This window comes from Amycolatopsis sp. (assembly GCF_025464955.1).
Classification (GTDB): domain Bacteria; phylum Actinomycetota; class Actinomycetes; order Mycobacteriales; family Pseudonocardiaceae; genus Amycolatopsis.
On record NZ_JAODNM010000065.1, the window covers coordinates 38,216 to 59,681 of the forward strand.

Consider the following 21,466-nt stretch of genomic DNA (forward strand, 5'->3'; position numbering starts at 1 on the left):
TGGGGAGCGCGATGAGCGGACTTGACGCGGTCGAGCACGTCGTCGTGATGATGCTCGAGAACCGGTCCATGGACCACATGCTGGGCTACCTCTACCAGGACACCGGCAACGTGTCGCCGCGCGGCCACGCGTTCGAAGGGCTTACTGGGCAAGAAAATTGCCAGGGTGTGGACGGGAAGCCGGTGTCGGTGTTCCCGATTACCACCGAGACGGCCGACGCGTATTTCATGCCGGGCGCGGACCCGGGGGAGGGCTACGCCGCGACCAACAACCAGCTCTACGGCTCGAAAAAGGCGCCCGCGGCTGGGGCGGTGGCGTCGATGACCGGGTTCGTCACCGACTACGCCGTCGCGATCAAAGCCAACCACACCAAGGGCTGGTACGTCGTCCCCGGCACCACTCCGGACATGATCATGGGTTGTTACACCCCGCAAACGCTGCCAGTGCTGAGCGCGCTGGCCCGCGGGTTCGCCGTGTGCGACCACTGGTTCTGTTCGGTGCCGACGATGACGATGCCCAACCGGGCATTCGCCTGCGCGGGTACCAGCCAGGGCCATCTCGACGACAAGACGAAGTCGTTCACCGTGCCCAGTATTTTCGACAAGCTCAGCGCACACGGCGTCCCGTGGAAGATCTACGGCGACACGGCGTCTCCGTTGACCCGGCTCGATTTCCCCGACACCTCCGCCGCGCCGCTGAGCCATATCGGCCGGTTCGCCAACTTCAAAGCCGACGCCGCGGCCGGCATCCTGCCGGCGTACGCGTTCCTCGAGCCCAGCTGGAGCTCCACCGGCAACAGCCAGCACCCGAACTACAACGTCGCGCTGGGCGAACAACTGCTGCTCGACGTCTACCGGGCGGTGAAGGACGGGCCGAAGTGGGCGGCGACGCTCCTGATCATTACTTACGACGAGCACGGCGGTTGTTACGACCACGTGCCGCCGCCCTGGGGCGCGGTCGGGCCGGACGACACGGTCGGGGAGTCCGGGTTCGACTTCGCCCGGTTCGGGCCGCGGGTGCCAACGGTGCTGGTCAGCCCGCTGATCGAGGCCGGCACCGTGTTCCGCGTGCCGGACGGCACGACGCCGTTGGACCACACCAGCATCCTGGCCACCGTCGAACGCCGCTGGTCGGTCCCCGCGCTGACCCGCCGCGACGCCGTGGCCCCGGACGTCGGCGCCGCGCTGACCCTGACCACCGCACGAACCGACGACCCGCTGGCCGGGGTCACCGCGCCGACACCTCCGGCGATCCCGGCCGCGATGGCGGCGCAGGTTTCACACCTTCAGTATGTCCACGCAGCGTTGCTCACCGAGGCCGTCGGCGAGGAGAACCCGCGTCTCCCGGCTGACCTGCACACCAACGCCGACTTCCAGCACTACATCGCGAGGCTTTCTTAGCTGCTCACAGCGTCCGGTTGCTCAGAAACCGAGCCTGCTGACCGTTCCATCACCGAGCTCGTCCGGGTGTTTTTGACGGCAGGGGCCGGCGGTCGGTTAGCTGGTGATCATGAGACTCTCTCGCCGCACGCTCATGCTCGGTGGCCCTTCGGCCGTCCTCGTCGGCTGCGCACCGGATCGGACGCCTGCCGCGGCGCCACCGCCCTCGACGACGACTGTCCCTGCTCGCGTGGTCTCCGCCGAGGCGGCACTGGCCGCGTTGGAGACCAAGTTCGGCGGGCGGCTGGGGGTGTACGCCGTGGACACCGGCGACGGCACCGCGGTGCGGCATCGCGCGGACGAGCGGTTCCTGATGTGCTCGACACACAAGGCGCTCGCGGTGTCGGCGATCCTCCGGCTGAGCGCCCGGCAGCCGGGCTTGCTGGACCGCGTGATCCATTACGACCGCTCGAAGTTGCTGTCGTACGCGCCGGTGACCTCCCAGCACGTCGCTGACGGGATGACGGTGTCCGAGCTGTGTCAGGCGGCGCTGACCGTGAGCGACAACACCGCGGCGAACCTGCTGGTAGAGCTTCTGGGCGGCCCGACGGCCATGACGGCGTTCGTTCGAACGCTCGGCGACCCGATCACTCGGATGGACCGGCTCGAACCCGACCTCAACGTGACCGCCCCCGGTGACGAGCGGGACACCTCGACGCCCGCGGCGATGGCCACTGACCTGCGTGCTCTGGCGCTCGGCAACGGGCTGGACCCGGCCGGCCGTGACCTGCTCGTCGGCTGGATGAAGGCTTGCGCGACCGGCGGGAAGCTGATCCGGGCCGGGCTCCCGGTGGGTTGGCAGGTGGGCGACAAGACCGGCAGTGGCGCTCAGGGCGAGGTGGACGACCTCGCCGTCGTGTGGCCGCCCGGCCGCGCGCCGCTCCTCATCGCCGTCTACACCTCGCCGAACGACCGGGCGTCCACCGCTGGTTCCGCGACCGTGGCCAGCGCCGCCGCGATCGTCGCCGCCGCCCTCTCGCCTGCCTAACGCAACTCGCCGTCGAGTTGCAGGGCACAAAAGTACAAAAGTGCCTCCCTGGACGGGAGGGTCAGCGGGCGGCGGGGTCGGGCACGGCGGCGACCAGGTCTTCGGGGGCGGTCAGGCGCCAGGCCTCGAAGACCAACTCGGCCAGTTCGTCGGCTTCGATGCCGGACAGGTGGACGACGACCCAGCCGAAACCGCCGGACGTGAACTGCTCCTCGAAGATGTCCGGCCGCTCGGCGACGAGTGCCAGCTGCTCTGTGATGGTCTGCTTCAGGCCGACGGTCTGCGTGCGCGGCCAGTAGTAACCGAACCGCTTGTTGTGCACGGCGAACGAGGTGAACCGCTCGCTCACCGCGCGTTCGACGTCGACGAGCGCGTCCACGATCCGGAAGAACTCTTCGCTACCTACGGTCACCGCAGTCCCCAAACGTCGGAACGGACAGTATAAGTGTGTCTACTTCGACAACCATCGGTCGAACCACGCGCGGGTCCGGCGGAGCAGGTCCAGTTGGTGATCGCGCTCCCGGATCGAGTGACCTTCGCGGGGATAGACGACGTACTCGTGCTCGACGCCGAACCGGCGCGGCGCGCGGTGGAAGAACTCCGCCTGTGCGATCGGGACGTTGGCGTCGCGCTCGCCGTGGACGATCAACACCGGCGTGCGGATCTTCGACGCGAACGAGATCGGACTGAGCTGGTCGTGCCGGTGCGGGCCGGATCCTTCCCAGCCGGTCCGCATCGGCGACGCCGTCGGCGATCAGCAGGTCGATCCCGGCGAGAATGTCGGTCCACTCGTCGAGGCCGACGGCGCCTGCCACGCGCACGGCGAACTCATGGCCGTCAGGCCGTGAGGGCTTCCACGTCACCGCCGACGGGCCGAATCCGTTGCAGCTGCGAGGTTCCGTTGTCCAAGCGATCCGACAGGAAGTAGATCCACGCCGAGTCGGACGTCCATCGCGGGGCCGAGCCCGTGGTCAGCTTTCGCGGCCGTGCGGTCCCGTCGACTGTCGCGATCCACAGCTCGTCGGTGGGCAGTTCGGGCGTCTGCCCGACCGTCACGATCCCGAAGGTGACCTATCGTCTGTCGGGGGAGATCACCGGGGTTACGGGGATGCGGCCGTCGGTAACCAGCTCCTCGGTCAGCTGCCGTGCGTTATCCCTCATGCTGGTCAGCATGGCCGAAGACGCACGGCAGTACTGGGACACGCAAGCCGCCACGTTCGACGAGGAACCTGACCACGGGCTGCGGAGCCCGGACGTCCGCGCGGCGTGGGCGGACGTCCTGCTGCCGGCGCTGGCATCGCCGCCCGGGCGCGTGGCCGATCTCGGGTGCGGCACGGGAACCATCGCGCTTCTGCTGGCAGAGGCCGGTTATGACGTTCAGGGCGTGGACCTCTCCGACGCGATGGTCGCCGCGGCGAACGCCAAGATGGCTGCCGCCGGAGTCGCCGCGGACCTGCGGCAGGGCGACGCCGCGTTCCCGCCGTTCGAACCCGCGTCATTCGACGTAGTGCTCTCGCGCCACGTGCTGTGGGCGCTCGACGACCCGGAAGCCGTTCTCGGTCGGTGGATACGGCTGCTGCGACCAGAGGGTCGTCTCGTTCTCATCGAAGGCCACTGGCCCGACGGCAGCGGAATCACCGCCGCCCGGTGCCGAGAACTGGTCGGCGTGCACCGCGACCAGGCAACCGTCCGACTTCTCGCCGACCCGCGGTTGTGGGGACACCGGATTTCCGACGAGCGCTACCTGCTCGTCAGCCAGAGCTGACGTCGAATCTCGATTGGCACCGGGTGGAGGCGCGCTGGAAAGATCTGGGCCATGCCAGCCTTCAGCTCGTATGACGGAACAAAACTCGCGTACCACGTGTCGGGGGAGGGCACGCCGGTCGTGTGCTTGCCGGGTGGTCCGATGCAGGACTCCGCGTACCTCGGCGACCTTGGCGGCCTGCCGGAGCGCGTGCGGTTGATCGTGCTCGACCACCGCGGCACGGGCGAGTCGGCGACGCCGGCGGAGACCAGTTCCTACCAGTGCGACTACCTGGTCGAAGATGTCGAGGCGCTGCGCGAACATCTCGGCCTGGATCGGCTGAACCTGCTCGGGCACTCCGCTGGGGCGAACATCGCCGTGTCGTATGCGGCTTGCTATCCCCAGCGCATCGACAAGCTTTTGTTGGTGACACCGAGTACCGAGGCAGTCGACATCGTTGTGGATATCCACGAACGACGTGGGGTTGGGCGGCTCCGCGAGGGCGAGCCATGGTTCGCGCCGGCGGTGGAGGCCTTCGAGAGACTCAACTCCGGGCGGGCGATGGACGGTGATGAGGCGGCTATCGCACCGTTCTTCTACGGGCGCTGGGACGCTGCAGCGCAGGCCCACTACGCGGCCGGCGCGCAGCAGCGCAACGCCGAGGCCGCGGCCATCTTCGGCAGGCAGGGCGCTTTCGACCCGGAAGCCACCTGCGCTGCCCTGTCCACATTTCGCTGGCCTGTCCTCGTGCTCGGCGGGGAGTACGACATGAACAGCCCGGTGGATGCCGTGGCCGAGTACGCCGAGCTGTTTCGAAATGCCACGCTCGCCCTCCAACCGGAAGCTGGTCATTTTCCCTGGTTGGACGACCCCGCGGCGTTTACCGAAACCATCGCTTCGTTCCTGGGGTGACTGCCGGCACGGGCGACGAAACCTGCGAGTGAAAACTCGTCGTGAGAGTGGACTTGCATAAGTTGACTAGAGCTGTCTATAGTCATGCAAGTCAACTCTTACGAAGGAGATTCCACCTCATGACCGCCTCCACCTCCACCAGCACCTCCCGGACCATCGACCTGGCCGACGGCCTCTCCGTCACCATCAGCGAGTTCGGTACCAACACCGACGGTCAGGCCGTGCTGCTGCTGCACGGCGGCGCCGGGCCCCGCTCGATGTTCGGTCTCGCCGGGGCGCTGTCCCAGCACGTGTACGCCATCGCCCCGACCCACCCCGGCTTCGACGGCACGCCCCGCCCGGAGTGGGCCGACAGTGTCGCCGACCTGGCCGTGGCGTACCTGGACCTGCTCGACACCCTCGACCTCACCGCGGTCATGGTGATCGGCAACTCCCTCGGCGGCTGGATCGCCTCCGAGATGGCCGTGCGCGACACCCGCGGTCGCCTCGGCTGCCTGGTCCTGCTCAACGCCACCGGCATCAACCCGGACAACGACGCCGACGTCGCCGACATCCGGGTCATCCCGCCGGCCGAAATCGGCAAGCTTTCCTTCGCCAACCCGGCGTTCCGGCCTGACTTCTCCACCTTCAGCGACGAGCAGCGGGCGGGGATGGCCGCCAACCAGAAGACTCAGGCCATCTACGCGGGTGCGGACTTCGTGTTCGACCCGAAGCTTCGTCGCCGCCTGAACCGCGTCTCCGTGCCGGTTCTGGTCGCTTGGGGCGAGCAGGACGGCGTCGTCACCGCCGCCTACGGCCGCACCTACGCCGACTCGTTCCCGAACGGCCACTACGCGCCGGTCGCCGACGCCGGGCACTTCCCGCAGATCGAGCAGCTCGGCAGCACCCTCGGCGCCATCGGCAACTTCGTCGACACCGTCGTGAAGCCGGACGAGAACGCCTGATCGCCCGCTCGTCGCGCGGCGGGGCAACCAAGCCCTGCCGCGCGGCGGTTCCACGCCACCGCGAGGAGGAAAAGTGTCAGATCCCGATCGTCGCCGCAGAGTGGTCGTCCTGGCAGTGTGCTGCTTGAGCCTGCTGATCGCCGGCCTCGACGTCACCGCCGTCAACGTCGCACTCCCGGCCGTGAGCCACGACCTCGACGCCCCGGTCAGCGGCCTGCAATGGACCATCGACGGCTACACCCTGGCGGTCGCCGGTTTCCTGATGCTCGCCGGCTCCACCGCCGATCGGCTCGGCCGCCGCCGGGTGTTCCAGGCCGGGTTGGTCCTGTTCACCGCCGGTTCCCTCGCCTGCTCGCTGGCGCCCGATCTGCCTTGGCTGGTCGGGTTCCGTGTCGTCCAAGGACTGGGGGCGAGCATGCTCAACCCGGTCGCGCTCTCGATCCTCACCACCACCTTCACCGACCAGCGCGAACGCACTCGCGCGATCGGGGTGTGGAGCGGCACGATCGGGTTGTCGCTGGCATTGGGGCCGGTGGTCGGCGGCCTCCTGGTCGCTTCGGCAGGCTGGCGCTCGGTGTTCTGGATCAACATCCCGGTCGGCGTGGCCGCGATCGTGGCGACCGGGCTCTTCGTGCCCGAGTCCCGGGCAGCGACCGCGCGGCGGCTGGATCCGGTCGGTCAAGTGCTGGTCGTGGCGGTCCTGGGCTCGATCACCGGCGCGATCATCGAGGGCTCCCATCGCGGTTACGGGAGCCCGCTGATCATCGGCCTTTTCACTCTCGGCGCCGTCGCGGCCACCGTGCTTCTCGGCTACGAACGACGTCGGGACCAGCCGTTGATCGACCCGTCGTTCTTCCGGTCCATCCCGTTCACCGGCGCCACCATCGCGGCGGTCGCGGCTTTCCTTGCTCTGTCCGGGTTTTTGTTCCTCAACACGTTGTATCTGCAGGACGTGCGGGGCTACAGCGCGCTGCAAGCCGGCCTGCTCACCGTGCCGATGGCCGGCGCCACCGCGATCGCTTCGCCGATCTCCGGCCGCATCACGGCGAGGCACGGGACTCGGCCGACGTTGGTCGGCGCCGGCCTGCTGATCGCGGTCGCCGCGATGATGTTGACCATGGTGACGCCGACGACCAGCGTGCCGGTCCTGTTGTTCGCCTACGTCGTGTTCGGCGCGGGCTTCGGCCTGGTCAACACGCCGATCACCACCACGGCCGTGGCCGGGATGCCGCGTTCGCAGGCCGGGGTGTCCGCCGCGATCGCCTCGACCGGACGTCAGGTCGGCAACAGCCTCGGCGTCGCCGTGCTCGGGTCGATCGTGACCGAGGGTGCCCCGGATCGCGACGGTTTCACCGCGGCCAGTCACCTCGGCTGGTGGGTCCTCGCTGGCTGCGGCGCTGTCGTCGCAGCCCTCGGCGTGCTGACCACCACAGGCTGGGCGACGTCGAGCGCGACGCGAATCACCGCCCGCTTCCCAGCCGAAGTGGCCCGCTGACATGCAAGCCGCCTCTCATCGTCGGAGTCAACTCGCTACCCTGGTCGCAGGCGAAAGGGGAACCATGTCCGAGCAGACCACGTCCGGCCGCGCCAACCAGAAGCTGCGCACGCACACTGCGATCGTGCAGGCCGCGGCCGAACTGAGCCGCACCGGCCGGGACGTGACCATGCCCGAGATCGCCAAGGCGGCCCTCGTCTCCGAAGCCACGGCTTACCGCTACTTCCCCGACCTGGTCAGCCTTCTGCAGGAAGCGATCGCCGGGCAGCTGCCCACCCCGGCCGAGGCGCTCGAATCGGTCGCGGATTCGACCGACCCGGTGGAACGTATCGGCGCCGCGACCGAGTTCCTCCTGCGCCACGTCCTCACTCGGCAGGGTGTGGTCCGCGCCATGATCGCGTCCACGGTGACCAAGGCGGACGCCGCCGCCCGGCCGGGGCTGCGTTTCGGCCTGATCGACCACGCGCTAGCCCCGCTGGCCGACACCCTTGACCCGGCAGACCCCGCGTTGGAGCAACTCCGCCGCGGCCTCGTGGTCGTCGTCAGCGCCGAAGCCCTGTTCAACCTGACGGATCTGTCCCAACTGGACCCCGAGGACGCGATCGCCAGCGTCGTCGCCACCGCGAAGACGCTCGTCCAGGCCTTCCTGCGCTGACTGACTCGTGAGTGTTCCGGCCGGTTCTAGGCAGGTTCTCAGCGGCTGGAACACTCACCAGTCAGCCGGCCGTCACGAGCGGCGGCGGGGCTTTCCGCGCTTGCCGCCCTTGGTCGCGCCGGTCCCTCTTGGCTGGCTCCTGCCTGCCGACTTGCCGGCTACGGGCTTCCGTCCGCCCGCGTCGGGACGTTTGAGCTTCGGCTGAGCCGGGGTCGATGCGCGTCCACGGGTGCTGTTGACGGTCCGCCCGCGCACGATTCCGATGAACTGCTCCATCAGATCCGTGGTCTCGTCTTCCAGCCATGACAGCGCGACGCGCGACTCCGGCGCGTCCGAGACGGGCCGGAACGTGAGGTCCTTGCGGTGGTGCAGCCGGGCGAGCGACTGGGGGACGACCAGAAGCCCGACCCCCGCCGCGACCAGCTCGATGGCGTCCGCCGTTGTGGCGGGGCGTTCGAGGGCCGGTTGGCCCGGCAGGCTTTCCCAGCCGAGGGTGTCGTCAAGCGGGTGCAGCACGACCTCGTCGGCCAGGTCCTCGACGGACACCTCGTCGGCCGCGGCCACGAGATGGTCCTTCGGGACCACGACCACGGTCGTTTCGGTGTAGAGGGGGATCGCGCTCAGGCCCGTCCGGTCGATCGGCAACCGCACGAGACCGGCGTCGACGTCGCGCTCCCGCACGAGTCCGACCACTTCGGTGGCAGCCGCCCCGACCAGGACCAGCGGGACATCGGGCAGCCGCTCGTTCCAGGTCCGCACCCACTTGGTGGGCGTCACCCCGGGGACGTACGCGAGCCGGAAGGAAGGAGGTACGTCCGGGCCTGTCACCGGCCCAGATTACCGGGCGTGCTCGGCGGCGCCCCATGCGCTCGTTACCCTGGACCCCATGACGTCGCAAAAGACCATCCAGACGATGAAGCCCGCGACAGCGGCGAAGAAGCTGGGTGTGTACCTCGAAGCCACCCCCGCGGAGTTCCAAGAGGGTGCCGTTTCGCGTGACGAGCTGAACGCCCTGCAGACCGACCCGCCCGAGTGGCTGCGCGAACTGCGCCGCAACGGCCCGCATCCCCGGCCGGTCATCGCGGCGAAACTGGGCGTCTCCATCGCCGGTCTCGCGCGCGGTGGCGTCACGGAGGCGCTCACCACCGAGCAGATCGACGCGCTGAAGGCGGAGAGCCCCGAGTGGCTCAAGCACGAACGTGCGACGCAGTCCGAGGTCCGCAAGGAAACCGCACGCGTCAAGGACAAGAACGTGGAGCCCCGCCGGCCGCGTTCTTGAGACTTCCCGGTGTGCTCGGAAAGGTGTGCTCTGACAGGGCGCTTACCTCGCGTTCGTCGCGGGGTAAGCGCCTTTGTCATGCCGGAGCCGGTTGGGGTGGCTGGGTGGTGTCGGTGTGGCTGGTGAGGTTCTCGAGGTCAGCGGGCGTGGTCGGCAAGTGGTGAAGGTGGGACTCGTCGGCCTGAACGTGGGACTCGCCGACGCGCTGCGCGAGTCCCACGTTCAGCGAGGGCGAGTTCCACACCCGGCTCCGGACACCGGCTTCGCCGTACACCGTCATGCCGGAGCCGGAGCCGGAGCCGGAGCCGGAGCCGGAGCCGGAGTCGGACGAGGTGTGAGCTGGGGCACTATTTGATGCCGCGGTGCAACGGTGCTCGCTTCGCGACCACAACGTGGCATGACAGTTCCCTCATTCGTGCTGGAGGCCTCCGTGCGTGACGGGCCGACGTCGGATGCCGATCTCTGGCGGCTTATCGCGACCGACGACCACCAGGCCTTCACCGAACTCTTCGAGCGGCACGCGCAGACCGTTTGGAACTACGCGTACCGGCTCACGGCCTCGTGGAGCGCCGCCGATGACCTCCTCGCGACCACTTTCCTGACCGCGTGGCGGAGACGTCGTGAAGTCCGGCTCGTCCGCGAGAGCGCGTTGCCCTGGCTGTACACGGTCACCAGCAACGTCTGCCGGGGAGAACGTCGCCGCCGCGGCAGATTTCTCCGGGTCGTCCCGAGACTGGTGACAGCCGGTTCGACGCCCGACCACGCCGAGCAGTTCGCGCAGGACAGCGCGACGCGGGAACGGCTGCATCGCGTTCTCGCCGCTATCGAGCATCTGCCGCGCGGCGAATGTGAAGCCGTGAAGGTGTGCCTGCTCGGCGGCACTTCCGCCGCGGACGCCGCCGAGCTGTTCGGCATTTCCGAGGTCAGCGTGCGATCACGGCTTTCGCGTGCCCGTGCCCGGCTGCAGGAGCTTACTCAGGAGACACCGGATGAATGACCTCTTCGACCTTCCCCCGGAGCGGGAACTGCCGGATTCCGTGCGCCACGAGGCACGGCTGCGGATCCTGGCCGAAATCCAACCGCCCGCCCGGACCCTGGGGTGGGTGCCGATCGCGGCCGCCGCGGCCGTTTTCCTGCTCGTCTTGGGCGCGGTGACCGTCGGCGTCCTCGGCGCGAACCACATCAAGTACGCCTCGCCGGCTTCCGGGGGCACTTCCGTCGACAGTTTTCAGGACCTCGGTTCCGACGGTGCGATGCGCCAACTCGTGCCCATCCCGGCTGAGCGGCTGTACAACGTCATGGACCACAAAGCACCGCCTGAGCAGGCCGCCCGGTGTGTTGCCGCCGGTGCCGCCGGCTGGCAGCCGCTGTTCACCGCGTCGGCCAGGGGAGTCGTCGACATCGTTTACCAGACCAGCGGCGGTCCGCGGTTCTGCGAGCTGACGCCGTCCACGGTCACGCTGTCGGCTCCGGTTACCGCATCGGCGCCTGGGACGATGAAGGCGACGTTCGTTTCGCAGTCCGGCACTGTCGCCGGGGTGCTCGATCCGTCCTTCGGGACCATGCAGCTGGGGCCGGGGGACCGGGACACCGGCCGTGGCCTGGTCGTCGTCCAGAACGGGATCTTCGTCGCCCCGAACAACCTGCCACCCGGCGCCAAGGGATTGGACGTCGTGCTCGGCGGTTCGCCGGAGGTCCAGGGTGGGCAGCGCTTCGTACCGGCGAACGCCCTCCCTGCACCTGCTCCGTCGACGGTCGACCGCCCGCAGCTGCCCGGCGACCCGAAGTCGGACGGCGGACGAAGGCTGACCGAGTGCTTCAACCGCAGCGACACCTTGCGCGCTGTTGATCCGGCGAACTGGAAACCCACCGAATCGGTACCGCTGGGCAACGACGAGAGCATCCAGCTCGGCCGGTACGGCGACCTGCTCGCGGTGTGCGTCTTTACCGGCAACCAGGTCAGGCTCCAGCTCGACGAGGGGGCCGACAGCAACGGCCTCCGCGAGCTGGAGGCAGCGTCGAACCCGTATCTGTACAGCACCACGGTGTTCTACGACTTCCGGCAGCGGTCTGGCGGCGGCTCCGCGAGCGACACCGTGGCGGTGAACGGGCTGGTGAAGTCCGCGGCCGTCACTTCCGTCAGCATCTCGCGGCCGGAGTCGCCCGACGTCGTCGCGACTGTCCACAATGGAACATTCGTGTTGCCGGGCATCAACCTCAACGAAGGCCCGCTCGACTCGCACGACAAGAGCGTCATCACCGCGTACGGAGCCACGGGCGCGGTGCTGGACAGGGTACCCATCCATATCTGACAAAAATGGACAACAACTCGCCGCCGGCTTGCGCACGCAGGTCGGCGGCGAGTTGCGTTACGCCGGTCGGAAAATCTGCGTGTTCACCCAAGGTTTCACATGGTCCAGACCATCTGCTCGCGCCGTTGCCGCCGTCTGTGGTAGATCTTGTCCCACTGACGCGCACGACCGAGTCCGGAAGGTGCACCAGCATGTCCATGGGTTCTCTCGCCGCTTTCCACACCGCTACCGAGGGGGACGTTCCGGAGCCGTGGCTCGTCGTTGGGGAACATTCCTTCCGATCTCGGCTCATCCTCGGCATCGAGCAGTACACCTCGCCCGAGCTGGTGGGAGCGGTGCTGGAGGCCGGCGGTTGCGACGTGTTCATCACGACCTTCGACCTGACGAACGCCAGGCCCAGCCTGCTGCTGTCCGATTTGGACGAAGTCGTCGAACTCGACCGGTTCACCTGGATCGGCACAACCTCGTTCGCGCGGACCAAGGACGAAGCCTTGCGGACGGTGCGTGCGCTGCGTGACGCGTTCGGTATCCAGGTCATGAAGCTCGACGTCCGCCCGGCGGACAACCTGCCGCACAACGCGCAGACGGTGACCGCGGCGCGCGAGCTCGTCGCCGACGGTTTCGCGGTACTTCCGTTCATCCGGCCGGATGTCGACACCGCGTTGGAGCTGCAGGACATCGGCTGCTCGGCCATTCGCGTGCTGACCTCGCCGGTCGCCAGCCATCGCGGCATCGACGACCCGGACGCCGTACGTGCGGTCATCGAGGCGGTCGACGTGCCGGTGGTCATCGAGGGCGGCCTCGGCTCGCCCGCGCATGTCGTAGCGGCGATGGAACTGGGCGCTACCGCCGTGCTGGTCAACACCGCCGTGGCGGTGGCGGCGTCGCCCGCGCGCATGGCAGCCGCGATGCGGCACGCGGTGCTGGCGGGTCAGTACGGCGTCGGGCAGGTCACCCGGCCTCAGGCGTGAGCGAAATCGCGGGCGTCCTGTTCGACATGGACGGCGTGCTCATCGACACGCACAACGCCATCGTCGGGCTCTGGCAGGCCGTCGCGGCCGAGCACGGGGTCGGGCTGACCGACGACGACGTGCGGCGGCATGTCACCGGGTGCGCGCCCGAGCACACCATCGCGGCCGTGTTCGCCGCGGTGTCCGAGCCCCGCAGGCAGCGGATCCTCGACGTCGTCCGGGCGGCCGAGCCCGACTTGGAGTTCGAGGAGCTGCCGGGAGCGGCGGACCTCATCAGCGAGCTTCACCAGGCCGGGGTCCCGCTCGCGTTGGTCACCGGCGGTTCTCGTGCTCGATGCGACCGCGTGCTCGAAAAGCTCGGCCTTGCCGACGTCTTCGACGCCGTCGTGGCCTGGGGCGATGTCGACGCGGGCAAGCCGGCGCCGGACTGCTACGAACTCGCCGCGCGGCGACTCGGTCTTCCGCCGGGTAGCTGCCTGGCGTTCGAGGACGCTGCCGGCGGCGTCCGGTCAGCTGTCGGGGCCGGGGTGGTCTGCGTCGGAGTGTCGAAGAACCGTGCGGCGCTGATGGCTTGCGGGGCGCAGGAGGTGGTCGACGACCTGTCACAAGTGCGTTGTCATCGCGACGGCCGGGTGGAGCTTTTCCACGACGGGGTGGCCGTAACCGGTTTCGCCTTTCCCGTGACCGGAGAGCGCTCTCACCGTGCTAGAAACGTGTGGTGAGAGACGAACGCTCGTCGAGCCCCACCCTCGAGGACGTGGCGGAAGCCGCCGGGGTGTCCCGTGCGACGGTGTCGCGGGTGGTCAACGGGGTCCGCAACGTCGCACCCCAACTGCGCGAGACCGTGCAGCGGGCCATCGACGAAATCGGCTACGTGCCGAACCTGGCCGCGCGGTCACTGGTGACCAACCGGACGAACTCGGTCGCGCTGGTGCTGTCCGAGCCGGAGAAGCACGTCGACGACGAGTCCTCGGGCAGCATCGTCAGCGACCCGTTCTTCGGCCGGGTGATCAATGGAGTCCTCAGCGCGTTGCGCCCGCACGGGTTGCATCCGGTCCTGATCGTGGTCGACAACGACGAGGACCGTGACGCGCTGGTCCCGCGACTTCGCCAGGACGGCATCGGCGGGGTCCTGCTGATCACGTTGCACGAGCACGATCCGCTGCCGCTGCGGCTGACCCAAGCCGGGGTCGCCACCGCGTTGTTCGCGAGGCCGACGCACCCGGTGCCGGTCAACTACGTCGACGTCGCCCATCGCGACGGCGCGGCCCTGGCTGCCGTGCATCTGCTTGACCGCGGGCGTCAGCGGGTGGCGTCCATTTCCGGCCCGCTCCACTCCGCGGCGGGACACGACCGGCTGGAGGGCTTCCGGGACGCGATGGCGTCACGCGGGTTTCCGTTCGTGCCGTCGGTCGAGGGCAATTTCACCCAGGCCGGCGGTGAGCAGGCGATGGAGCGGCTCCTGGCCGAACAGCCCGACCTGGACGGCCTGTTCGTCGCGAACGACCTGATGGCTCGCGGTGCGCTCGGGGTCCTGCGGGACCACGGACGCCGGGTGCCGGACGACGTCGCGGTGGTCGGGTTCGACGACAGCGCCGTCGCGGTCAGTTGCCGTCCCCAGCTCACCACTGTCCGCCAGCCGGTGGAGGACATGGGCGCCGAGATGGTCCGGTTGGTGCTTTCGCACCTCGCCGACCGCACTCAGCGCGTGACCTCGGTCATCTTCGAACCCACATTGGTCATCCGGGGAAGCACCTGACGCATGCGGTGAGCGACAAGGAAATGCCGCACAGCGCGGTGGTGAGCGCTGTGCGGCATTTCCACCTGGACACGGTCACGGACGGCCGGGAAGCCGGTAGTTGGCCCCGAGAACGGTGCCGCGGTCGGGTTTGTAGAGGTCGAAGCCGCGCGGGTCGCACTGCAGCCCGCCGTTGATGCAGTGGGTGACCATCGCGGCCAGGGTTTCGGGGTCCCACGCGTTGAAGAAGTCGTAGTGCCACGAATAACCGCGGCCACTCGCCAGATGTACCTGCGACATGTCCCCGCTGACCGGGAACGCCATCTTGAACTCGAGCATCGGCACGGGCACCGGGTGGTCGGCGGGGCAGGTGAGCGACACCGGGTCCGGATAGGCCATGTGGCTCTTGTGGTCGGCGGAGTCGAGGTGGACGCCGTCCCAGCAACTCGGTGCCTGGTAACGGATGTTGAGCTGGGTACCGGGCGTGCAGGTCACCGGGACGTCCCAGTTGTGGAAGCTGTCCCCGCATTCCCAGCCTTCGATCGCGCCCGGGGCGTGCTGGAACTGGTCTTCGGTGGCCATCGGGCTGCCGACGACGAACTTGAGACCGGGCGGGAACGGTTTGATCGAGGTGTAGTCGAGCACGCCGGACTTGTAATAGACGACCTGGGCGAAGTTGGGGAGTACGACCTGGGTGCCGTTGTACATCGTAGGGAACCAGTAGGCGGACAGGTCGTCCGGGGCCAGGCAGGTCGTCGCCCCGGTGCCGGCGGCCTGCAACGACGCCAGGGTCGTGTTCGCGTTGGTGGTGGTGTTGCCGAGGAAGGTGTGGTCGTGCGACGCCCCGGGCAGGCCGGGGAAGACGATGGGATCGTCGGGTTGATGGTGGCTGGGGGAGCAGTTGACCTGGAACTCGTGGTGGGTGACCACGGTGTCGGCCTGGGCGCTCATCGGGGTGGCGGCGGTCAGGAAGGCGGCCGCGAGCACCACGGATGAGGCGGAGGCGAGCAGGGTGAACTTCGATGGCACGGGATCCTCCACAGTGAGGGGCGTGACCGCAGGAGAGCGCTCTCCCAAGAGCTTGGGGACCAGCGCTCGACTTGTCAATGGTTGTCCGTTCGTCTGTTTGATGGGAAAAATCTGTCCACCGGCACTCGGCTACACCTCTTGACACTGACCTGGACGTCCTGTTGCATCGAGTGCTCAGGAGAGCGCTCTCCGGAGACGGCTCGCCTGGCTTGCCCATCCCCGGAACGTTCGAACTGGAGTCACTGTGGTCATACGGTTCACCGCCCGCGAGCGTGGGCGGCCCCATCGTGCCGCTGTCCTCGTCCTCATCGTCGCCGTGCTGGCCGGCTGGCTGGTCAGCGTGGCCGCCGCGCCGGCCGCGCATGCCGCAACGCTGCTCTCGCAAGGAAAACCGGCGACGGCGTCGACCTCGGAAGGGGCGTCGACCCCGGCGTCCGCCGCTGTCGACGGTGACGCCGGGACCCGCTGGTCGAGTGCTTTCGCCGACCCGCAATGGCTTCAGGTCGACCTCGGCACGACGTCGACGATCAGCCAGGTCGTGCTGAACTGGGAGTCGGCCTACGCGACCGGGTACCAGATCCAGGTCTCCGACAACGCGCAGAGCTGGCAGACCGTCTACTCCACCACGACCGGCACCGGCGGCGTGCAGACCATTCCGGTCTCCGGCAGCGGCCGGTACGTCCGGCTGAACGGTACGGCGAGGGTTGGCGGATACGGCTACTCGCTCTGGGAATTCCAGGTCAGCGGCACACCTGGCACCGACAGCGGCGGCGGGACCGCGGGCCCCGGGGTGACCAAGGTGACCGGGAGCCAGGGCAACTGGCAGCTGACCGTCGACGGCGCGCCGTACCAGGTCAAGGGCCTTACCTGGGGGCCGCCGGTGGCCGAAGCGGCGACCCGGATGCCGGACCTGCACGCGATGGGCGTCAACACCGTGCGCACCTGGGGCACCGACGGCACGACCAAGCCACTGCTCGATGCCGCCGCGGCCAACGGGATCAAGGTCATCAACGGCTTCTGGTTGCAACCCGGCGGCGGCCCGGGCAGCGGCGGGTGCGTCAACTACGTCACCGACGCGAACTACCGCGCGACGATGCTGAGCCAGATCCAGCAATGGGTGACCGCGTACCGGGATCACCCGGGCGTGCTCATGTGGAGCGTCGGCAACGAGTCCATTCTGGGCATGCAGAACTGCTTCTCCGGCACGGAACTCGAGCAGCAGCGCGTCGCGTACACGAAGTTCGTCGAGCAGGCCGCGCAAGCGATCCACGTCATCGACCCGAACCACCCGGTCACCTCGACCGACGCCTGGACTGGAGCATGGCCGTATTACAAGGCGTATGCACCGGATCTCGACCTCTACGCGGTCAACGCGTACAGGAACGCCTGCGGTGTCAAGCAGGACTGGATCGCCGGCGGCTACACCAAGCCCTACATCGTCACGGAGTCCGGTCCGCCCGGGGAATGGGAAATGCCGAACGACGCCAACGGCGTTCCCGGCCAGCCGACCGACGTGCAGAACCGTGACGGGTACACGGCCGCGTGGAACTGCATCGTCGGCCACACCGGCGTCGCCCTCGGCGCGACCTTGTTCAACTACGGCACGGAGAACGACTTCGGCGGCGTGTGGTTCAACCTGGATCCCGGCAACGAGAAGCGACTGTCCTACTACGCGGTCCGCAAGCTCTACAGTGGACAGACCGGCGGCAACACCCCGCCGGTGATCAGCTCGATGACGTTGAGCCGCACCAGTGACGTCCCGGCCGGTGGCACCTTCACCATCAACGCGAACACCGCGGATCCCGATGGCGACCAGATCACCTACGACGTCCGGTTCAGCAGCAAGTACGTCGACAACAACAGTGCCATCACCCCGGCGAAGTTCACCGGCACCGGTCCGTTCACCGTCACCGCGCCGCAATCGCTGGGTGTTTGGAAGGTCTACCTGTACGCCCACGACGGCCACGGCAACGTCGGTATCGAGACGCGCTCTTTCCGGGTCGTGCCGCCGCCGGTCGCCGGCACCGACGTGGCGCTGCACGCCACGGCCACCGCGTCGTCGTACCAGGCCACCGGTGACGGCGCGCCGTTCACGCCTTCGCTGGCGACTGATGGCAACAACGCCACGAGGTGGGCGAGCGACTGGAGTGATCCGCAGTGGCTGCAGGTCGACCTCGGCCGGTCGGTGGCGTTCAACCACGTGCAGTTGGTCTGGGAAGCCGCTTACGGCAAGGCGTACGACCTCCAGGTCAGTGACGACGGCACGAACTGGCGGACGGTCTACTCGACGACCACCGGTGACGGCGGCGTCGACGACCTCGGGGTCACCGCCACCGGCCGTTACGTCCGCATGAGCGGTACCCAGCGCGGGACCGGTTGGGGTTATGCCATGTACGAGTTCGGGGTCTACGCGCCCTGACGCTCAGGCCGATTGCCGGACCACGAGTGTCGGTTCGAAGATCGTCGAGCGAGGCGGCTGCTCCGGGTTCTCGATCCGGGCCAGGAGCAGCCGGGCCATTTCCGCGGCCATGAGCTCGACAGGCTGTCGCACGGTGGTCAGCTGGGGACGGCTGGCCACCGCCGCGCTGCTGTCGTCGAAGCCCACCACGGCGACGTCGTCCGGCACCCGTCGGCCGTGGTTGTGCAGAGTCAGGAGTGCGCCCTGGGCCATCAGGTCGTTGGCGGCGAACACACCGTCCAGGTGGGGATGCTCGGCGAGCAGGCGTTCCATCGCGAGCTCGCCGCCGTCCTGGCGGAAATCCCCTTCGGCGATGGGAATGTACGGGTACCCGTGCCGCGACATCGCGTCGCGAAAACCAGTCAGCCGGTCCTGGCTGGCGGGTACGTCCAGCGGGCCGGTGATGGTCGCGATCCGACGTCGGCCGCGGCCGGCGAGATGATCGGCCGCCAGTGCCGCGCCGGTGTGGTGCGCCAGGTCCACGTAGCTGATGGGGAGCGGCCGCGCCGGCCGCGCGAACAGGACGGCGTGCGCCCCCGCGTCGATGAAGAGCGCGGGCAACGGGTCCTCGGCGTGGGTGGACACGATGAGCGCGCCGTCCGCGTTGCCGTGGCGTACGTAGGCGAGCACGTCCGCGCGGGCGTCGTCGGTCTCGGCGAGCATCAGGACAGGATGGACGCCTTGCGTACGCAGGAACTTGACGACCCCGGCGGCGACCCGCCCGAAAAAGGGGTCCGTGAAGACGCCGGCCGAGAACGACTCGGCGTCGGCCCCGGCGCCGGAGACGACCAAGGCGATATTCCCGGTACGCCGCGTGACCAGGGAGCGCGCGGCCCGGTTGAGCGCGTAGCCGGTGGTGGCGATCGCCTGCCGGACGGTGTCCTGGATGCGGGGATCGACATTGCGCGTGCCGTTGACCACGCGCGACACCGTCGCCCGCGACACACCCGCCACGCGGGCCACGTCCTCCAGCGTCGGCGGCCCCACCGCCGCCCGGAGCGCGTCATCCATGGGCCATTTCTACCACGGGAGAGAGCGCTCTCCGAGTGCGCCTGTTCGCGAAGGTGGCCTGCGCGAACAGGCGCACTCGGTCAAGTCAGCCCCGGGGGTCGAAGGGGATGGCGCTGGGCTTGGACGCGGTGAGGAGGTCTTCGAACCGGCCGTCGCTGATCTTGATCGTCGCGGCGCCGAAGTCGGCACTCATCAGCTTGTCCCGCAGCGCGGTGCTGGGGTATCCGTCCCAGCCGACAAGCGGGGGGTAGCGCCAGTTGTGGTAGCTGTTCTCCGGCGGCTCGTCATTGTTGTTGGCGAGGCGGAAGAAATGCGTGCCGATGCCGTCCTTGTGGTAGACGACCTTCGGGTGCGATCCGTCGAAGCGGACCTGTGAGCGATCGTAGGTCACCTGGCTGCTGTGCTGCGTCGTCGTCACGTACTCGACCTGGTTCGAGCCCTGGTTGATCCACGAGATGACGTGTTCCCAGTCATGGCGGTGGCCGCCGAGGCCGCTGCCATCGACGGCCTGGTCCTTCTCGAAGTAGCTGGCGTAAATCACCGCGCACCAGCCGTTGTTGCACTTCGTGCGCGAGTAGGTCTGCGAGTTGTCGAGGTCGGACTGGTCGTGGCAGCTGCCGTTGACCGCGCCGGTCGTGTTCAGCCCGGGAGCGAGGGTCCCGTCCGGGCCGATCGCCGGGGTGGCGTAGCAGCCGTCGGTGTCGTAGTCATAGGCAGGAGAGAACGAACTCTCGTACCCTCCTGCGTTTTGAGGCAGGTTGTGCGGCGGATCGGCGTGGGCGGCCGACGCGGGGACCACGACAGCGAGCGCGGTCATGCCGATGGCCACCCCGATCCGGGATCGAGTGCGCTTCAAGGACTTCCTCAGGTTTCCCATGCTCCACTTTTCTCGAAGGGCTCAGCGCATGACTCGGCAACGCGTCGACATGGTTGAACCACTGGCGGGGACGGAGATTGTGTGATCCTTTCTCACCGCCGATCATGTTCGCACAGAATGTCCGATACGTGAACACGCTTCGTATATCAGCGGAACGCGCCTGGCGGGGCGGAAGGCTTGTCCCGATGAGTGGCACGCGTGGTCGGCTGCTTCGGCGAGTCGTTTCGGCGAGCCGTGATGGTGGGGATCGGTTCAGGTGGCAGGTTCCTGTCTACTGCAGCAAGGACCGGGGCCTGGCGTGGGCTGAGAGGCCGATTTTGAGGGCCTGTGCCGTTTTGCTGATGGCGGGTTTCGGGAGTGACTGGAAGGGGCTTTCCTTGCAGTGAGCGCACGTATGGCGCCGTTCGCAATTTGCCAATCACGGTAAGCAACTGTGCTCGTTCGTCTGGTGTATGCGTGAGTGAAGCGGCAAGCATGCGCAGGCGACCGGCGAGCGTATTTCGTTGCTATAGCGGGCTTTTTCGAATAATCGATGACTACGTTCCGCGATAATATGTATCACCTGAACGTGTTCCGAATGTACGTTCGATCCGTAGTAGAATAAAGGAGTGCCCAGCGTAACGACCACCCTCCCCGATGCCGCCGATATCCGGCGTGCTGATCCGGCGACGCTGGTCGAGTACGCCCGGGTGATCACCCGGGAAGTGAACCGGTACACCGCGCTGCTGGGTCTGGTGGTCACCAAGACTGAGACTGATGGCATCAAGGCGACTCATCAGTACAACTCTGCGGTGCAGTGGCTGATGCATACGACGGGGATGTCCGAGCCCGCGGCGCGTCAGATCGTGGTCCGTGCCCGCGGGACCAACTCCTTGTACACCATCGACGGGACAGAGATCCCCGGTGTCGCGCCCCTGACCGGTCTCGCCGCACTCGCCGGTGCCCTCACTCCCGCGCACGTGGACGTGATCGTGAAAATCATGACGGCGATGCCCGCGACGGTGTCGGAGGAGGACCGGGTGGCGGCGGAAAAGATCCTGATCGGTGTGGCCCGTGCCGCGTCCCCGGTCGAGGAGGCCTTTGGTGAAGTTGAGTAGTGTGATGTGGCGATGACGGATGACACGCCGAACTCGTTGATATGCAAGAGAAAAACGCAGAACCTCGGTATGAGGATGGTCCTTCCGAGATCAACTTCATAGAGGTTCTTCGCCTGATGAGTACTGCATACGAGGCGGTCCTGGACGTGTTTGAGGACAGTGCCCGCTTCCTGTCCGCGCTGCTGCATGCCGTGCGGGTGCGCCGGGGTACTCGTAAGGGAACCCGTGCGCTGGGGATGTACAAGCAGGCGGTGTTGGTGTTGCGGTGGTTCCTCGACGACACTCGGATGTCGGGGCTGGCCAGGGACAACGCGATCGCCTCCTTGACGGCGTACGCCTACCGCGATGAGGGGATCGCGGTACTGGCCGTGTGCACGCCGTCCCTGCACGGGGCGTTGCTGGCGGCGAAGGCCGCCGGGCATTCGCACGTGATCGTGGACGGCACGTTGATCTACACCGACCGGATCGACACCCTTGGCCCCACCGTCGGGGTGGATCTGTGGTGGTCGGGGAAGCA

General features: G+C 67.9%; 23 protein-coding genes and 1 pseudogene. 16 read left to right on the top strand and 8 right to left on the bottom strand.

Annotation, left to right across the window (positions count from 1 at the left end; all coding sequences use genetic code 11):
• Positions 1–11: 11 nt before the first annotated feature.
• The gene (locus JWQ81_RS14890) at positions 12–1,400 is read left to right on the top strand and encodes an alkaline phosphatase family protein (protein WP_297541775.1); all 1,389 of its coding nucleotides are present in this window, start codon (positions 12–14) and stop codon (positions 1,398–1,400) included.
• A 109-nt stretch (positions 1,401–1,509) separates the two neighbouring features.
• Complete coding sequence (gene bla, locus JWQ81_RS14895) at positions 1,510–2,427, top strand: class A beta-lactamase (protein ID WP_297541776.1); 918 nt, start codon at positions 1,510–1,512, stop codon at positions 2,425–2,427.
• A 61-nt stretch (positions 2,428–2,488) separates the two neighbouring features.
• Here bla and JWQ81_RS14900 read toward each other — a convergent pair whose 3' ends face one another.
• From JWQ81_RS14900 to JWQ81_RS14910, 3 genes are all read right to left on the bottom strand, one after another.
• The gene (locus JWQ81_RS14900) at positions 2,489–2,839 is read right to left on the bottom strand and encodes an MmcQ/YjbR family DNA-binding protein (RefSeq protein ID WP_297541778.1); all 351 of its coding nucleotides are present in this window, start codon (positions 2,837–2,839) and stop codon (positions 2,489–2,491) included.
• Positions 2,840–2,878: 39 nt separating this feature from the next.
• Entirely contained in the window at positions 2,879–3,163 is a 285-nt protein-coding gene (locus JWQ81_RS14905; protein ID WP_297541780.1) for a prolyl oligopeptidase family serine peptidase, read from the bottom strand.
• 101 nt (positions 3,164–3,264) lie between these two features.
• Positions 3,265–3,483, bottom strand: a complete 219-nt coding sequence (locus tag JWQ81_RS14910) for a hypothetical protein (protein ID WP_297541782.1) — start codon at positions 3,481–3,483, stop codon at positions 3,265–3,267.
• Positions 3,484–3,493: 10 nt separating this feature from the next.
• On the opposite strand from JWQ81_RS14910, the gene JWQ81_RS14915 reads away from it, so the two are divergent.
• From JWQ81_RS14915 to JWQ81_RS14935, 5 genes are all read left to right on the top strand, one after another.
• Positions 3,494–4,192: a class I SAM-dependent methyltransferase gene (locus JWQ81_RS14915; protein WP_297541784.1), complete on the top strand. Its 699-nt coding sequence runs from the start codon at positions 3,494–3,496 to the stop codon at positions 4,190–4,192.
• A gap of 51 nt (positions 4,193–4,243) precedes the next feature.
• Entirely contained in the window at positions 4,244–5,083 is an 840-nt protein-coding gene (locus JWQ81_RS14920) for an alpha/beta hydrolase (RefSeq protein WP_297541786.1), read from the top strand.
• Positions 5,084–5,202: 119 nt separating this feature from the next.
• Positions 5,203–6,027: an alpha/beta hydrolase gene (locus JWQ81_RS14925; protein ID WP_297541788.1), complete on the top strand. Its 825-nt coding sequence runs from the start codon at positions 5,203–5,205 to the stop codon at positions 6,025–6,027.
• A 73-nt stretch (positions 6,028–6,100) separates the two neighbouring features.
• Positions 6,101–7,522, top strand: a complete 1,422-nt coding sequence (locus JWQ81_RS14930) for an MFS transporter (protein WP_297541790.1) — start codon at positions 6,101–6,103, stop codon at positions 7,520–7,522.
• A 64-nt stretch (positions 7,523–7,586) separates the two neighbouring features.
• Positions 7,587–8,177: a TetR/AcrR family transcriptional regulator gene (locus JWQ81_RS14935; RefSeq protein WP_297541792.1), complete on the top strand. Its 591-nt coding sequence runs from the start codon at positions 7,587–7,589 to the stop codon at positions 8,175–8,177.
• A 72-nt stretch (positions 8,178–8,249) separates the two neighbouring features.
• Here JWQ81_RS14935 and JWQ81_RS14940 read toward each other — a convergent pair whose 3' ends face one another.
• On the bottom strand, positions 8,250–9,005 hold the full coding sequence (locus JWQ81_RS14940; RefSeq protein ID WP_297541794.1) for a LysR family substrate-binding domain-containing protein: 756 nt from the start codon (positions 9,003–9,005) through the stop codon (positions 8,250–8,252).
• Between the two features lie 58 nt (positions 9,006–9,063).
• On the opposite strand from JWQ81_RS14940, the gene JWQ81_RS14945 reads away from it, so the two are divergent.
• Positions 9,064–9,456, top strand: a complete 393-nt coding sequence (locus tag JWQ81_RS14945) for a DUF5997 family protein (RefSeq protein ID WP_297541796.1) — start codon at positions 9,064–9,066, stop codon at positions 9,454–9,456.
• Between the two features lie 76 nt (positions 9,457–9,532).
• Here the strand turns inward: JWQ81_RS14945 and JWQ81_RS14950 are convergent, their stop codons facing one another.
• Entirely contained in the window at positions 9,533–9,736 is a 204-nt protein-coding gene (locus tag JWQ81_RS14950) for a hypothetical protein (protein WP_297541797.1), read from the bottom strand.
• A gap of 117 nt (positions 9,737–9,853) precedes the next feature.
• On the opposite strand from JWQ81_RS14950, the gene JWQ81_RS14955 reads away from it, so the two are divergent.
• The 5 genes from JWQ81_RS14955 to JWQ81_RS14975 all read left to right on the top strand — a co-directional run bounded on the left by JWQ81_RS14955 (position 9,854) and on the right by JWQ81_RS14975 (position 14,498).
• Positions 9,854–10,453, top strand: a complete 600-nt coding sequence (locus JWQ81_RS14955) for an RNA polymerase sigma factor (protein WP_297541799.1) — start codon at positions 9,854–9,856, stop codon at positions 10,451–10,453.
• Positions 10,446–11,768: a hypothetical protein gene (locus tag JWQ81_RS14960; protein ID WP_297541801.1), complete on the top strand. Its 1,323-nt coding sequence runs from the start codon at positions 10,446–10,448 to the stop codon at positions 11,766–11,768. Before JWQ81_RS14955 ends, JWQ81_RS14960 begins: the two co-directional genes overlap by 8 nt.
• A 191-nt stretch (positions 11,769–11,959) precedes the next feature.
• Positions 11,960–12,739 carry a hypothetical protein gene (locus JWQ81_RS14965; RefSeq protein ID WP_297541803.1) on the top strand — a complete coding sequence of 260 codons (780 nt, stop codon included), beginning with the start codon at positions 11,960–11,962 and terminating at the stop codon, positions 12,737–12,739.
• Positions 12,736–13,461, top strand: coding sequence for an HAD family phosphatase (locus JWQ81_RS14970; protein WP_297541805.1), 726 nt, complete (start codon positions 12,736–12,738; stop codon positions 13,459–13,461). Before JWQ81_RS14965 ends, JWQ81_RS14970 begins: the two co-directional genes overlap by 4 nt.
• Positions 13,458–14,498 carry a LacI family DNA-binding transcriptional regulator gene (locus JWQ81_RS14975; protein WP_297541807.1) on the top strand — a complete coding sequence of 347 codons (1,041 nt, stop codon included), beginning with the start codon at positions 13,458–13,460 and terminating at the stop codon, positions 14,496–14,498. Before JWQ81_RS14970 ends, JWQ81_RS14975 begins: the two co-directional genes overlap by 4 nt.
• A 75-nt stretch (positions 14,499–14,573) precedes the next feature.
• Here the strand turns inward: JWQ81_RS14975 and JWQ81_RS14980 are convergent, their stop codons facing one another.
• Positions 14,574–15,506, bottom strand: coding sequence for a DUF1996 domain-containing protein (locus JWQ81_RS14980; protein ID WP_297541809.1), 933 nt, complete (start codon positions 15,504–15,506; stop codon positions 14,574–14,576).
• A 250-nt stretch (positions 15,507–15,756) separates the two neighbouring features.
• Between JWQ81_RS14980 and JWQ81_RS14985 the strand changes: the two genes are divergently transcribed.
• A complete protein-coding gene (locus JWQ81_RS14985; protein ID WP_297541823.1) occupies positions 15,757–17,925 on the top strand; it encodes a discoidin domain-containing protein in 2,169 nt (722 codons plus the stop codon).
• A gap of 3 nt (positions 17,926–17,928) precedes the next feature.
• Here JWQ81_RS14985 and JWQ81_RS14990 read toward each other — a convergent pair whose 3' ends face one another.
• Positions 17,929–18,975 (bottom strand): LacI family DNA-binding transcriptional regulator, encoded by a 1,047-nt coding sequence (locus tag JWQ81_RS14990; protein WP_297541811.1) that lies wholly within the window; start codon positions 18,973–18,975, stop codon positions 17,929–17,931.
• Positions 18,976–19,060: 85 nt separating this feature from the next.
• On the bottom strand, positions 19,061–19,831 hold the full coding sequence (locus JWQ81_RS14995; protein ID WP_297541813.1) for an NPP1 family protein: 771 nt from the start codon (positions 19,829–19,831) through the stop codon (positions 19,061–19,063).
• A gap of 629 nt (positions 19,832–20,460) precedes the next feature.
• Here JWQ81_RS14995 and JWQ81_RS15000 point away from each other — a divergent pair.
• Both JWQ81_RS15000 and JWQ81_RS15005 read left to right on the top strand, forming a co-directional pair.
• Positions 20,461–20,949, top strand: coding sequence for a hypothetical protein (locus JWQ81_RS15000; protein ID WP_297541815.1), 489 nt, complete (start codon positions 20,461–20,463; stop codon positions 20,947–20,949).
• Between the two features lie 116 nt (positions 20,950–21,065).
• Positions 21,066–21,466 (top strand): annotated as a pseudogene (locus JWQ81_RS15005) (IS5/IS1182 family transposase); the annotation flags it as partial.

Bases quoted from the DNA above. Each gene is read 5' to 3' on its own strand.
- JWQ81_RS14890 (WP_297541775.1), top strand. From the start codon at position 12: ATGAGCGGACTTGACGCGGTCGAGCACGTCGTCGTGATGATGCTCGAG.
- JWQ81_RS14955 (WP_297541799.1), top strand. From the start codon at position 9,854: ATGACAGTTCCCTCATTCGTGCTGGAGGCCTCCGTGCGTGACGGGCCG.
- JWQ81_RS14990 (WP_297541811.1), bottom strand. From the start codon at position 18,975: ATGGATGACGCGCTCCGGGCGGCGGTGGGGCCGCCGACGCTGGAGGAC.
- JWQ81_RS14945 (WP_297541796.1), top strand. From the start codon at position 9,064: ATGACGTCGCAAAAGACCATCCAGACGATGAAGCCCGCGACAGCGGCG.
- JWQ81_RS14965 (WP_297541803.1), top strand. From the start codon at position 11,960: ATGTCCATGGGTTCTCTCGCCGCTTTCCACACCGCTACCGAGGGGGAC.
- JWQ81_RS14905 (WP_297541780.1), bottom strand. From the start codon at position 3,163: ATGCGGACCGGCTGGGAAGGATCCGGCCCGCACCGGCACGACCAGCTC.
- bla (WP_297541776.1), top strand. From the start codon at position 1,510: ATGAGACTCTCTCGCCGCACGCTCATGCTCGGTGGCCCTTCGGCCGTC.
- JWQ81_RS14950 (WP_297541797.1), bottom strand. From the start codon at position 9,736: ATGACGGTGTACGGCGAAGCCGGTGTCCGGAGCCGGGTGTGGAACTCG.
- JWQ81_RS14920 (WP_297541786.1), top strand. From the start codon at position 4,244: ATGCCAGCCTTCAGCTCGTATGACGGAACAAAACTCGCGTACCACGTG.
- JWQ81_RS14925 (WP_297541788.1), top strand. From the start codon at position 5,203: ATGACCGCCTCCACCTCCACCAGCACCTCCCGGACCATCGACCTGGCC.
- JWQ81_RS14960 (WP_297541801.1), top strand. From the start codon at position 10,446: ATGAATGACCTCTTCGACCTTCCCCCGGAGCGGGAACTGCCGGATTCC.
- JWQ81_RS14935 (WP_297541792.1), top strand. From the start codon at position 7,587: ATGTCCGAGCAGACCACGTCCGGCCGCGCCAACCAGAAGCTGCGCACG.